Below are 13,837 nucleotides of genomic sequence, written 5' to 3' on the forward strand. Positions count from 1 at the left end.
GTTGGCTTGCTCGGCTTCCAAAAACTTCGTTTTAGCTGCGTTAGCCACTTCTATATCTTCAAAGATACTTTGACCAGCTGGGTTCATGTAACGTGTATCTGATACCGTATTCGTAGCTCTATCGTAGGAAGCAAAGCGCTCTGCGCTTGAAACTTGAACACCTTCAATATCAGCGGGAGTATCAAACACTATACCTGCATTATTAGCAAAGTGTTCAGTACCCGTAATGCTATTGATACCATCTCTGCGTTGATAAGGTGAGTTGGCTATATCTAAACCGACCTCAATGGTAATAATACCGCTATCAGGGTCGGCGTTTACGAATGTGTTCACTGCACCTGATGAAGAAAACGTAATTTTACTTTCAGTCGCTGAAGCAAGTAGGGCCGACTTAACAGTGTCCACTTGCCCATCGATCACGATACCTTTCGACTCATCATCTGCGGATAGCAATTGCATTGTGGTGGTAACAACGGTGCCATCATTATTCACCGTAAATTTATACGTTGTGTTATCACCGATGAGGATGAAATCCTCATATTCGCACGCTAAGTACACTGTTCCGCTAGGCGCTGTACCAACACCATTTGCGCAATCGCTAGACTTAAGCCAATCAAGATTATAGTGTACAGCCCCGTCTTTAAACGGTTTACCATTTTGGTCAAACTGCTCAGCAGGAGACAACAAGCCATTAGCAGCATCACCAGCACTGGATTGATAACGCACCAGTGCATTAGCAATCTCAGCCACTTGTTTACTTTGTATGTCTACTTCTTGCCGTCTCATGTCAGCCATTTGGCGTTGAGTCCATTGATTGAAGAGTAGACCCATGATGGCCACTGCAAACATAGCTTGCAGTAGTCCAAAACCCGTTTGTTTCTTGAGGCTGTTTTTCATACCGTACTCTTAATTGTTACTTAGTTATTGGTCAATGTGATGTACGTTTTAGAAGATATGGAGGCACAAAGTGAGTCACGTTCATCTTCGGAAGCTACACGCGAACCTCTGACTGATACCATCATTACTTTATCAATAAATGAATCCACCAAATCCGAACAGTTGCTACTATCTATCCCCTTTATCGTTACCGTTGCAAAACCTTTTGAGCTAGTAATGGTGTTACCTGCTAAATCAGTCGCTTGGTCTGCATACCCAAAATCAAGTCCGTTATCGGCATAAGGTGTATTAAACTGCCCAGCAGTAGAAGACTTAAAGTTGTCTGAAATCATGTCATTGCTGTACCACACTTTCGTATTTGACATACCAGAGTAGTTCTTCCACGTCTGCTTACTGGTTTTTGCAACGGCGTAAAAGTTAACAATAGCGTCAACTAATCCATCTTTGTTGGCCTTATTTTCACCTCGGACGTAGTTACCATACGTAATCGCGCCAACGATCGCTACAAGCGCTACTACAATCATATATTCGATAAGTGTAAACCCTTTCTTAAGCTTTCCATTTCTTACGAGTTGATTTTTCATTTATATTACCTTGTGATTTTTAGATTTATTTAAATAGCACATTTGCCAATACTTCTAATCGTTACATATTATAACTATTCACTATATGCCAATTATATCTTGCACAGCGTTCATTGACATCACCAAGCCTGCTAAATAAGCGGCTATAGAAGCTAAAAATATGATGTTCAGTATCCACGCAATACGTCTTACTTTTATTTCAATATCTGCGATTATCTTGTCTGCAATTTTTCCCATATTCTTAGTTGGGTCCACCAAATCAAAATAGACGCTCAATCGGTAACGTGTATTGTCATCAAATAATTCGTGGTTAAGCGCATCAACTTCTGAACCCGTGTCACTAAATACCGCTGCCATTTCTCCGATATTTGATTTCATAAACGGAGTAGCATTTTCTCTTAGTATTTTGAGTGCTCTTTGCGTTGTAATTCCTGACAAATATAGTGTTGCCAAAAACTGCAAGAACAATCCTGAGTTAACCAAGCGAGTAATCTTAAATGGCATCCCAAAGATAGGTATTCTCTCTAAAGTAATTCTTGATTTCCCTCGCAATACGTTTATTAGCGACCTATACATAACGATCGCAATTAGAATTAAACTGATCACTAATGGCCAATACGCCATTACGAATACGTCAATAGTGTTTATGTACTTAAGTGAACCTTCAAGCTCCACCTCTTTTCGTTCAGCAATTTTCACATATCCAGCGATTAGTTTTGGGTGAACAAGATGGATTAAAACTGTCAGCATACTCAGCTCTACAAGAGGCAGAAATAATGCGGCAGAAATGATAGCTACTAGTTTGTTGCTTCTCTCAGACTGATGTAATATTGCTTTAATACCCGTACCGCTATTTGCGACGGATGACAATATCATTTTCTCTCCTTTGTTCAAGAAAATAACAATTGCATCTTTGATGTCTGATTTCTCACTCTCAGCAAATCGAATTCTAGCTGTGCGATAAATAAACTTCTCAATATATCTGCTATACCAGTTTGGGAATGCTTTATGTATTTTTTCATCAAGAGTTGTCGTGATTTTTAAATAGTTAACACCGTCGGTGGAATTATGAGTGCTTTCTGAATTTGTAAATTCATAAATAAATGATAAGTATTCTAATATTACCTTCTTGAAAAGCGTTTTTGCGATAAAAAGTTTCACTTGAAATACAATGTGTTTTCCAAGGTCCTGCTTTGATTTGGCGCTCAGTCTGTAATAATTAAGTCTGAGTTTTTTACCATGCGCAGCAATAGCCGTTCTTAATGACTCAATTCTCGTATTCATCTGTATATTAACCTTGGGTGGATTAACTTATGTTGTTCCCTAAAAAGAAAGCTGTGGTTTAGTGAATCGCATTGACCAATTACGAGTGTTGGGTCTACAACACCGTTGAAAATATAATGTAGAGCAACATCGTACTTACTGTAGTTTCCATGCTTTAGCCATTCAATGCGGGCATTTACTTTGTCATTGGTAGCTAGATACTTACAAATTTCGCTATCTGTGTTGACAATTTCCGCTATCATCTGACGTCCCTTAATACCATCGTTACATTGAGAGCAGCCATTGTTGTTTCTAAAACGAACCAGCTTAAGCTTATGACCCAGCCCCATTGCATAAATTTGCTCTACAGTTTGCATTTGCATGTCTGTAAACTCTTGGAGTTCATCAACGGTTAGGCTACAGTGTGGGCATAACTTGGAATACAGCTTCTGTGCCACAATGGTTTTGAGAACACCCGTTCTAAGAGCTGCGGTATCCACCTCCATCCCCTCCAATCGTTCAAATACATCAAACGGATCATCAACGTGTATAGTTCCCATTACATTATGTGAAAGGGCGTAGGCGAGGGCAGCTTTACTGGTTAATTTATCTCTTAATTCCCCTACTGCCACATCATTAGGGTCTGCACGATATAGATAGCTACTTACATCTTGAAACGCCATTTCCATCGCATTTGCAGAGGTAATACCCGCGTCAATGAGAGAGATTTGCACAACGCCACGTATCTTTTGTTCCACTGGGTTTTCGATGGATACTATCTTCCTCGTGCCGCCAGCTTGTTCATCGATCTCCATCAATATGTTTTGTTGTGTCACCGATTTTCCCGAGTTAGTTTCACCAATGATCAGTGTTAACCCTTTACCTGTCATAGCACGGCGAAGTTGAGCCTCTTGATTTAGGATGAAGCCCAGTTTTTTAAACGGTATCTTCTGCGCTTCAGAGTTCTGGTCTGCCAGTACACGCAGAACCATCGTAAAGTTCATGTCTTTCTTATCTGTTGAATGACTGACAATACGTGCACCAAGTCGCTTTGTACCAATATCTCGATAAAGAGTACCGTCCAACTTCTCTCGCTCATTGAAAGATAACCCTGCTACGTTGCCGTCTTCGGGTGCGAGAGCTCCGTACATCACACTAATTTGGCGATATAATTTTTCTTGGTAACGCTCACCACCGTACATTCGCAGTTCGCCGTCAATCCGAAACTTAATGTGACTTTCTTTCTCGTCACACAAGATGTGGATATCCGACGCACCCATATTGTGAGCATCTAGCAGCATCTTATCGTTTATGGCACGTTGCGCGTTCTTCTCCGTTTCCTCTAGCCCAGATTTATGCTGCGATATGCTGTGCAAGTTAAGAATCGCATCTTCAGGTACGCGTAACACTTCTACTGGTGATTTAGGGTGAGAGTTTCTAAATTGTTGACGCGTCACTTGGACGAGTTCCATGTACTCTTCTTGGTCAATATCCAAAGACTCACTAATCATCAGAAATACTACTGGTGATTTTTGAGGAATTCTTGCTACCTTCACATGTTCAGCCGACGCATCGGTAGCGTCATTCTCTGTTACGTCCAAGTCGGTAACATAGTGCTCGCTTGATACAATGCACGCGATGGAATTGAGCCATTCTGTTGACTGATTCAACTGCAAAGCATCATAAACTTCAGAGTATGCTCCGAAATCACTAAGCGACTTGTGTTGCGCAAGATATTTAGAACCCACTTTCTTAACCCTATTTCTCTAGTGTTTTATAGGAAACACTGACAGGTGTTTGCTGGCTATCCGTATACACTTCTAGCTGGGCGTCAAGCACACCAAGCGCGTACTTTTCTTGGTACTTCTGCATAAGGAGGTTATTGTTTTCGACTTTGGCAGCTATCTGCTCAGCACTCGTAGCCTGTACCCATTCCGTTTTGTTTGTCTTAAGGTGTTTTACAAGTAAGCGGTCATCTTGATATTTCACTAAAATGTAATTTCCGAACTGCTCTTTGTTCTTAATTGCTTTGTTTATATCAACAGTCACGGGATCGCCATTTACATACAGCTGCGCTTTTATCTCGACTCCATTGCCAATCTGATAGCTGTCAACCATGTAAATTTTGTCAAAATTCCATCCAATTGGGTCTTGATAACCCACTGGCGATGATTTTTGCTGCACGCTGCTCGTATCGGTTGTAGCAGCACTAGATTCTCGGGCTGGGTTCTCAGCAGCAGATGCGAGCGCGATTTTTCGAGCAAGTGCTGCCTGTGCATCCCACAAGTTTTCTAGATCCTTTATCGCTTTAGTTTTTTCCGCGGTGTCCCAAGCTGCGTCGTTGATTTCTTTTATACGCGCTTCATATTCAGCAATAGTTAACGCATGACTAATAGCGCTCACACTCATCAGACAACACGCAATCGCTGTAAGTAAAAATTTCTTCTTATTGGAAGTCATAAATGACAATCTCCGTGTTTAGTATTTGGTCCTGAGCCTGATAGCTCACAAGTTCTATTACCGAAGTAGGGTATTGGTTAGTAATTGTTCTCAGGGTTTCCAGAGAGTTGAGATATTTACTAATGATTGTGACCTTAATAGGAATGGGGTGTAATACGTACTTTTTGAGTTGCGGATACTTACTCAAAAGCACCTGCTCCTGTTTGGCCTTTTACGTCATCAGCACCTTCTTGTGCTTTTGGATCGATAGCAGCGAGCGTCCAACTAAGAATGCTATTATCAGCTTTCAGTCCTTGTAGAATGCTAATGAGTTTATCTTTGCCACTTTTGCTAATACCAGTGACGTCATCAATCTTGAAAGGAGCTTCATATTCACTGATGGTAAACTGTTCAGTTAGCACGATTTTATTGCCATCGGAAGTGGCAATGCCACTAGGCTTGTGGCTCATAAAGTCATTGACGAGAGCTGTCTTACTTTCTCTTACATATTCGTAATGCATCTTTTTGGTTAAAGAATTACTTTGGCCAAGAGCATTGATATAGAGCGCTTGTGTTAGCTTATAACCTTCAATATTTACTTCAGCCATACCTATGGTGCTAATTACTCCATACATTGGCTCGGTACCGCTCGCACGCACATGTGTTTCATAAAGCTGCTTGTCGCTTTCATACGTTTGCATGAGCTTTTCTTGATGGGACTTGTATTCAGCCTCACTATCTTGAAAGGGTAACTTATCGATTATTGCTGTCTTAGCAACCTCTTCAATGGGACCCGCTTTGCTACGCGCTTTATCCCACACGCTACTCGTTTTAGGTTTAGTCGTGTCGCTTGTGCTACTGAACCACTGATTTCCAGCGAAAGCACACAAGACCAAAAAGCCACCAACAGTGACAACATTAGTAAAAGTGAATTTAGATCTTTTGTAGGTTTTTATACTGCTGATGTACGGAAGCTGTTTTTTACTTAGGCTATTGAGCTTGGTAAGCCAGTCTTCCTCTAAATGATTGATTTCATATTTAGTACATGGTGCAGGTTTCTCTTGACCAACAACAGCATTAGCAGCCTCAGCAGCATCTTGTTGTTTAATGCGAGCATTGAATGGTTCGCATACCTGACTAAGACGAGGTGTTTGTTCACCGCGACCAATAGTAACTATTTTGACCAGTGAGCTGTCTGCTAACTCAAGTAGCCCTAAATCGTCTATGCAATCAACTACGCTCTGTCTGTTTGTGTAAGGAATAGCTATATCGACCACTACGCGAGCACCTTGAAAGGCGCACGCGTAAAATAGTTCATCGCTCAACTCACACAGAAAGAGGTTAACAATTTCCACATCACTCGGTTTAGCTGTTGATGTGTCTTGACCAGCAAAGCCTTTTTTTAAAGCTATGGCTAACGAAACGCATTGTTGCAAACTAATGGCGCTATCTTGCGGTAATGCCTTCAACACACCAACACTTAACGTCAGACCTGCTTTACCTTGTTGCTCTTCTATGACCCCCATAGGGGTGTATTTACTAAATACAGACTCAAAGGTGTTTACGTACTGGGTGTTGTTCTCAATTTTGGCTCTATTTCGCCAGAACATGTCGGTAACGACATATTCAAACAGGTTTCCAGATACGCTATGAATGTTTGACATAGCTTAAAGCTCCATAATGGTCGGTTGAACCACTATTACTAAGCTAGCTTTGTAACGTCTCTTTTGGTTGTAGCCACCAGCCCACCAAGGGAAGTCCTCGGCCAAAGATTGAAGGTCGGCTTCAGTTAAGAAATGTTCATACGCAGTCACAATCGAGCTTTGGCCATCTTTTAACACCACAGATGCGCTCTCACCTTGTTTGCGACTTGCTTCAAGTTGGACCTCATTATCCTCTGAACCAAACGACTGAATATCATTGATTGTTTTCGTGTTAACAGTGATATCTATATCGATTTTTCCTAGCGACGTAAGGCGAGGGGTAGTGTGTATAGTAAAACCTTGATCTATTAATGATGTCTCAATGGATTCTGTCGTGACACTATCTGACGTTACAGATGCAGAACGCCCACTTACAATGCCTTGTTCTTGTGCAGTCGTAACGATTGCGGGTACGCCGTTTTTGGTTTTAGCCATTTTGCTAATCTGACTGTAGATAGACGAATGGCGGTTAATAAACTCTGCTAGTGAATCAATATTCCAGTTACCTGTAGAAGCGCTAGCAGTAATTGAACCGTATGACGGGTTTGCTGCCAATGAAGGTGATGAGAATACGATTGAACCGAAACCATCAGTCTCGAACAATGATGACCAATCAATATTCTTGTTATCATTGACCTCAGTGATAACCTCAAAGACGTTCACTTTCATGGCGATCATTGCGGTAGAACGGATATTGTATTTCTTAAGGAACTGTCGGACGTCTTTCAATACAGCTGGTGTATCTTTTACGGTTACACTTCTGTCGAAAGTATTGATATACACTTCACCATCTTTCGAGAGCATTAAACCAATTTGTTCGCTCACGCCTTCAAGCGCTGTTTTTCCGGTTGCGGTACTGTTATATGACGAGCCCGTTGTCGAGCTTGAATCTTCGGTATTTGTGTTGGTTGATGCAGAATATGAGTCGCTGTACGCTTTGTTTGAAGCATCAACAATAAACGTTTCAGACTTTAGTCTGTACAGGGTTGCGCGACCGTTCTCATACTTCCACCAAGTATTCGTGGCGGCAGCAATGTAGTCCAGAATTTTTCGAAGACTTGACTCTTTAGAGTCAAGTTGCAAAGTGAATCCTGTAGATGAAGTGTATCCTTGCAAAGAAGATGTATCCAACGTTGAAATAGGGGTGATACCAGTAGAACTAATGATCCCCGAAGTATTGGTGGTAGAATCATTGCTGGCCGCTATATTGTTACCTGACCCGCTTGTTGAAGCACCAGATGCCAATTCACCCTTGATATAATCACGAGCGCTTTCATCAACGTTAATCACCACTCCCCAGTTTTGGTACATTTTGTTTACTTGTGCGACGATCGCATCAATGTCCATTTTATCAACGCGACTGTAGTCCATATTCATATCAAATACTGGCGGCAAATTCTGCTGCTCAGTCATTTCAAAAGCACCACCCAATACGTAGAAGTCATCGGTGTAGTAGTAGGGTGCAACTTCCAAATCCTTTGTGTTGTATTCAAAGGCTTGTTTAGTCGTATTCTTCAGAAACGCTGCTTTGGCATTGTTCTCAACGTGGCTTGCAACATGTTCACCTTCGGTTGAGCTACAGGCAGATAGCAAAATCGTGGTGAACAGACATGCGGTGACTTTATTAAACTTGAACATATGATGACCCTTATTCCCCACTGAGATTTACGGTGCTTTTAACCTTGGATGCTCGGCGAGTAATCACCACAGCATTGTTTTGTGTGTTCCATGTTGCAATGAGAGGAAAATCCTTTTGAGCAGTGCTTTTCATAAGCTTATTTACAATGCCATCACGTCCAGAGAAGCTAGCCGTGATAGTTGCGTTAGCTACAATAGGGTAATCCACTTCATTGGTGTCCCAAATGACCTGCCAATTGGCTTCCTCGCCAAACTTGAGAATGGTTTGCTTTAGAGATAGGTTTTTTGTGATATTCCAAGCGCGAATAGGCTCTTTAGTGAGTTGCGCTGTATGCTCTGAATTCATTGTTTTAACTGATACCACTTTCTTTGTCGTATCGACTTTGAATTCAAGGTATGGATGTTCAACCGCAATGCGCTTAATAATCTCTTTCCAATCACGACCAGTAACAAGTGAAATTTGTTGTTTCAAAATAACGCTTGATGCTTCGGGTTCATACTTCCAATCCGAAGGAATAACGCTGCTAATAAAAGCATTCAGATTCACTTTTGGCGCAGCTTTATCGCTTGTAACTGTTTGTTGTTCCGAAATCGCAATGGCATCGTTCTTACTTACCTTAGCAATGGCATGATTTGCATCTTCAGCTCGGACAATAACCATGTTTGACGGGGCGTTAAGCTCAAATTGCTTAGATACCAGCGCTTCTTGTGATTTCGCCACTTGCTCTTGAAGTGCACTTGTGTGCTTCTGGATGCCTTTTTGTTGTTCTAAAAACTCACCCATGCGACGGTTTTGTTCTTCGTAGATGGCTTGTTGAGTTTGAGCGGCGCTAGCAATAAGGGCATTGTTCTTTTCGTCAAATTCCTTTTGAAGCATGAGGCGGCGTTGAGCAATGTCATTTTGAACTTGGCTTTGCTTTGCAGTGAGTTCAAGCTGATCTTTCATTACTTCGTGTTGCTTGTTTTCTGCAAGAACGCGCATTTGAGCGGCTTGTTCCAACTTTTGATTACTGCGCTCACGCTCTTCACGTTGAAGCTCGATAAGGCTAGTCATCATAAACTCAGACGAGCGAGTGCTGCGGGTAAGAGCTTCGGTTTGCTTATTTAACGCGTTGATTTGAGCCTTCTTTAACTGCATGTCAGTAGTAGGCTCAATAGACTCATACGACACGTATACACCTGCGTGAGCCATGAATGATGCGCAGACTAGAGCTGCTATAGGTAGGAGCGTTGTTTTCATACAATTAATTTTCATCAGTTATACCCGTATATTGTTATGATATTATTATATATCACACAGACTTTCTAGACTTCACGCATGATTTAACGGTTGTTTTTCATACGCGCATGACTTTTCGTGTTCTTTCTAAACCAGACGAGTTTGACAATATCCAAAACCGAGTAGTTGAAGAATCCAATTGCAATGCAAAACACTGCCCATCCAATGTTGATATAAATCATTGTTAACGAGGGAAAGAACCCCAGCAAAGGCAACAGCGCAATCCCTGAGCCATCCATTACCCACAATTTGAATCTATTGTTCTCTTGGTGTGTATTTGCCATATGTATGCACCACCTTATTAAAAGTTTCTTCTGTGATCCGTCCCGCTTTCAATAGCTCAAGTGCGCTGTGGTAGTAGCTGGTGCCTTGTTGCCAAATCCAACGATTGATTTCATTTCTTAGAGTGCCGAGTGATATTGCAGCGGCTTGTCTTAATGAATCCTTTATTTCAAAATCCAGTAGCAGTACTTCTCGGCAGGCTACCAGCCCATTATTGGTGTCTTCGTATAGCCTTTGAGAAATGAGAATTCCAGATTCTTCAATAAGGTTGTCGATGAGCGCATCGCGTTCACTTGCGGGGAACTTGTTATAGATACGGGCAATTGCAGCTGAAATTCGATTAGCGTGCATGGTACTTGAGACTTTATGACCAGTGTTTGCCATTTCAATAGATGCTTTGAATGACTCCACTTCTGTCATTTCGCCAATGGAAAGCCAATCACCCGCCTTACGCATGGAAGTGCTGATAGCCTCTTCATATGACTCCATATCACCATTCTTTCCATCTTCAGACACGTTATGAGGAACGATTTGGTTAGAGTGATGTATCTTGACTTTGTGCCATAGGTTTTCCACAGGACGAGCGAATTCAAGGATTCGTATGTGGCTAGGCTGCTCAAGCGTGTGACGCTGTAGAGCGGCAATTGTCGATGTTTTGCCTGAGCCTGTCGCACCAATGACAAGGATAAGTCCTTGTTCCATCTTCTCTAGGTGCTCGACTATCTTTGGTGAAATCCCCAATTCTTCAACGGATTTTGGTTTGTCTGGAAGAGGTCGAATTGCACAGTCGATCCCTACTTCATTTCCGTAGCTGAACTTGGTCACGCAAATACGGAAGTTGTATTTGTCATTCTTGTTATTAGGGGAGACTAATACATAGTTAGGGTTTGTTGAGCGGCCTGTGTAGATGCGGTTCAGAGTCGGCACTGCCTCACTCAAAAGAGCTTCTACCTGATTGTTATTCAGAGTTTCGTTAGTTATGAGCACTTTATTGTTGTTCAACCTACCGCGCACATGGTCATAGCTTGTGATGTAAATATCTCGCAGCTTGTTCTCGTGTGCATAGAGTAGAATGTCTTCAAAGGCTCTCTTATTACATTGGCCAATTTGAAGCAGCTTAGGCGGTATGTGTGCTAGGGTGGCATCGTTAAGCGTGCTATTCATAGCGTTTTAGCCTTTCCTGCTTAATTTCGTTCATAAGTTGTTCGTGTTTCGGTGTGAAGATGGTTACATCGGACGATTGGATTAATTCGAGATTTGCGTTCCCTAAAATGATGTCATCGCGCACTTGTTGACGTTTGTCGCCGTCAGTATCACGCGAACTATAGGCATCCCATTCCTCGGGTTTTTCAGAAAAACTAGACTGTGAGGTAATTGCCACCAGACGGGGGTTGAAGGTTAACGATTCACCCTTTTCAAGCTTTAGATGTTGTAAGTAGTAGTCTACTGTATCGACTTTTACATCAGTGATAATGCCAGCTTCGACCAATCGCCAATATCGGGTCATGCCAATTAAATCGGCGTATAGCAATCTTATACGGGAAAGAAAATCATCCAGCGCTGCGTTCTGTCCTCTTTGCCAACCAATCTCCACGCCTTCTTTCCAAATATCCCGTTCAATATCACTTTCTGGCAAAATGGATTTAGCAGGCAGTCTTAGGTCTTTATTGGGTTCTGAGAAAATGTAGTCTTGCCAGTAAGGAGGACTAATCGCTAGGCGAGGGTAGGCTTTGATAATGTACTTTTTGTCCTCTGTGAGAATAGTCTTCTCATCAATTTCCTTTACGCTGCTATCCGCTTCGTCTACTACACCGCCTAACAAGAACATCCCTTTCGCTGCGCCAGTTGCTAAGACAGAACTCAACGATCTGAAGTCTAAAAACCTATCCCAATACTGTTTCTGAGCAAGCATACGCTTTTTCATATAATTGTATTCGGTCATATAGCCGTGGTTGTATCCGTACTCTTTAGCAGCTATTAGCATCCTTGCACGAAACTCTTTGCGCTCAGATTGCTGCTTGATGTATTCAGCGTTGCTTTCATTGAGTTCAAGTAACGCCTCCTTGGTCAGCAGTTGACCCTCGCCTTTAGCACAAAAGGCGACATTGGGAACAACACCGATGGAACCAATAATCATCGACAAGACGATTTGGTTTAGCCTTTTCATCATTGAGCAGCCTCTAATGGTTCGCTTCGTGCTGGATTTAATGCGCCGCCGCTATCACTTTGCATTGGGCTCATGTAGGTTTGGGGTTGGGGCACTGATACGCTAATTTTTGCTGGTGTCTCAATCGACGAGGCCGCGTTTTCAAGCACCACATGCGGTTGCGAAATAGTCTTATAGGAGATCAGAATGGTTTCAAAGTTAGGGTCAAGACGGATGTCCACAAATGAACCCACTTGGACATCTAACATCTCAAGCATTGTAGACATGGGCATATTTTTGAAATGGATTTCTACAGGCACACCCTGCGCAGGCTTTCTGCCGATTTCATAAACAGAGTCCATATCCCAATTTAGATTGATCGCTAAACTCTGAAGTGCGGTCTTTATGTCGCAATCACAGTCAAAGTCTCTTTTCACTTCAAGGCCCGAAAACGTCTTGTACTTTGTGCTGCTTACTTTCTTTTGCTCTTGGAAGGTACTGTCTAGCTTCAATTGCCTTTGATTAGCAAGCTTGCGAGTCTCATCAATGAGTTGGCGGGAGAGAGAAACGATTTCTTGATCAATCATTGTTGGTCTTGAATGTTCTGCATCAGGGGCTGTCTGGTTGATAGCGACCTCGTTTTTATTTGCGCATCCGACCAGCGATAGAGCTGACACGAGGCTTAGACATGCGACTTTGCCGATTTTTAGCATTCCTTTAACACCATATATGAATGTATATTTGCGGATTATATATCACTCAAGGATGTTTTGTTAATGCTAAAAGCGTAAAAAAATGATGATTATTTGATTAGTATCTATACATTTTTAAACTATTGGATTATGATTCCGCTTGTATATATTCTAATAATCTATGTTGTATAGTGTCACGAGTGGTTATGTCTAGTAGTGAAATCCATATTGAATTGCACCGCGTAATTTCTAGTCAAATACTTGAAAATGATGCGGTTTACCGTTTGCTGCTAAGCAATTTCCCTAAGCAGTGTGCACGACTGAACGAAGGCGATTGCAGTCTTTCTGAATTACTTGAACTTCAGAAATTTGTAGACATGCAACGACATGTAAAGCGTAATAACGTGCTGATTGCTATGCGTTTGGCTGGTGGTATGTCGAGCTTTTGTAGACGTGTCAATTTTGACATTCGTGACACCGAATCCTTACTAAAAAAAGGGGAGTTCGGCAGTATTATTGATGCTCAGTGCACTCTGCTACAGCTTGATGCATCTTGGTTTGAGCATGGAAGAGTTTATTTTGATGACAATCGCATAGCTCAAATACGCGCCCAGAACCTCGCTACCATTCAACCGTCAATATCCAATTTTACGCATCTTATCGCCGAGTTGAAGGCCGACCTTTCACCTATTGAATCTCATCTTATTAACGTGTTTGAAGGCAAGGTATCGCCACATGCTTCACGCATCTGTCGTCTACTTGAAGAAAAATTATCTCTAGATAATGGTGTGTTGGATTTGCGTAGTGCAAAATTTATCGCACAGTTAAGCTCTTAAATAAATAACAATTAATATATATATTACTACCAGAATATCTATTTATTATATTTAAGAGCTTATTATTTTATTTGCGCC

Annotated in this window: 12 protein-coding genes; 1 reads left to right on the plus strand and 11 read right to left on the minus strand. The window is 41.8% G+C overall.

The features are described 5' to 3' along the window. The 11 genes from P4S58_RS22340 to P4S58_RS22390 form a co-directional block, all read right to left on the minus strand. Positions 1 to 897 (minus strand): pilus assembly FimT family protein (locus P4S58_RS22340; protein WP_443089035.1); only part of this gene is annotated, 897 nt, incomplete at its 3' end. Between the two features lie 20 nt (positions 898 to 917). Further along, positions 918 to 1,481 (minus strand): type IV pilin protein, encoded by a 564-nt coding sequence (locus tag P4S58_RS22345; RefSeq protein ID WP_337165878.1) that lies wholly within the window; start codon positions 1,479 to 1,481, stop codon positions 918 to 920. Between the two features lie 81 nt (positions 1,482 to 1,562). Beyond that, a complete protein-coding gene (locus tag P4S58_RS22350) occupies positions 1,563 to 2,765 on the minus strand; it encodes a hypothetical protein (protein ID WP_337165880.1) in 1,203 nt (400 codons plus the stop codon). Beyond that, positions 2,762 to 4,492 (minus strand): GspE/PulE family protein, encoded by a 1,731-nt coding sequence (locus P4S58_RS22355; protein WP_337165882.1) that lies wholly within the window; start codon positions 4,490 to 4,492, stop codon positions 2,762 to 2,764. The genes P4S58_RS22350 and P4S58_RS22355 overlap by 4 nt, the downstream gene beginning before the upstream one ends. Positions 4,493 to 4,502: 10 nt before the next feature. Beyond that, positions 4,503 to 5,204 (minus strand): hypothetical protein, encoded by a 702-nt coding sequence (locus tag P4S58_RS22360; RefSeq protein ID WP_337165883.1) that lies wholly within the window; start codon positions 5,202 to 5,204, stop codon positions 4,503 to 4,505. A gap of 179 nt (positions 5,205 to 5,383) precedes the next feature. Then, positions 5,384 to 6,847, minus strand: a complete 1,464-nt coding sequence (locus tag P4S58_RS22365; RefSeq protein WP_337165884.1) for a hypothetical protein — start codon at positions 6,845 to 6,847, stop codon at positions 5,384 to 5,386. 3 nt (positions 6,848 to 6,850) lie between these two features. Continuing rightward, positions 6,851 to 8,524: a hypothetical protein gene (locus tag P4S58_RS22370; RefSeq protein WP_337165885.1), complete on the minus strand. Its 1,674-nt coding sequence runs from the start codon at positions 8,522 to 8,524 to the stop codon at positions 6,851 to 6,853. 10 nt (positions 8,525 to 8,534) lie between these two features. Continuing rightward, positions 8,535 to 9,764: a TcpQ domain-containing protein gene (locus P4S58_RS22375; RefSeq protein WP_337165886.1), complete on the minus strand. Its 1,230-nt coding sequence runs from the start codon at positions 9,762 to 9,764 to the stop codon at positions 8,535 to 8,537. A gap of 294 nt (positions 9,765 to 10,058) precedes the next feature. After that, a complete protein-coding gene (locus tag P4S58_RS22380) occupies positions 10,059 to 11,249 on the minus strand; it encodes an ATPase, T2SS/T4P/T4SS family (protein WP_337165887.1) in 1,191 nt (396 codons plus the stop codon). Further along, a complete protein-coding gene (locus P4S58_RS22385; protein ID WP_337165888.1) occupies positions 11,242 to 12,255 on the minus strand; it encodes a type IV secretory system conjugative DNA transfer family protein in 1,014 nt (337 codons plus the stop codon). The genes P4S58_RS22380 and P4S58_RS22385 overlap by 8 nt, the downstream gene beginning before the upstream one ends. After that, positions 12,252 to 12,944 (minus strand): DotD/TraH family lipoprotein, encoded by a 693-nt coding sequence (locus P4S58_RS22390; protein ID WP_337165889.1) that lies wholly within the window; start codon positions 12,942 to 12,944, stop codon positions 12,252 to 12,254. The genes P4S58_RS22385 and P4S58_RS22390 overlap by 4 nt, the downstream gene beginning before the upstream one ends. Before the next feature lie 185 nt (positions 12,945 to 13,129). Between P4S58_RS22390 and P4S58_RS22395 the strand changes: the two genes are divergently transcribed. Then, a complete protein-coding gene (locus P4S58_RS22395) occupies positions 13,130 to 13,759 on the plus strand; it encodes a hypothetical protein (RefSeq protein WP_337165891.1) in 630 nt (209 codons plus the stop codon). Positions 13,760 to 13,837: the final 78 nt, after the last annotated feature.

Source organism: Vibrio sp. Hal054 (assembly GCF_037162405.1).
Taxonomy (GTDB): Bacteria; Pseudomonadota; Gammaproteobacteria; order Enterobacterales; family Vibrionaceae; genus Vibrio; species Vibrio diazotrophicus.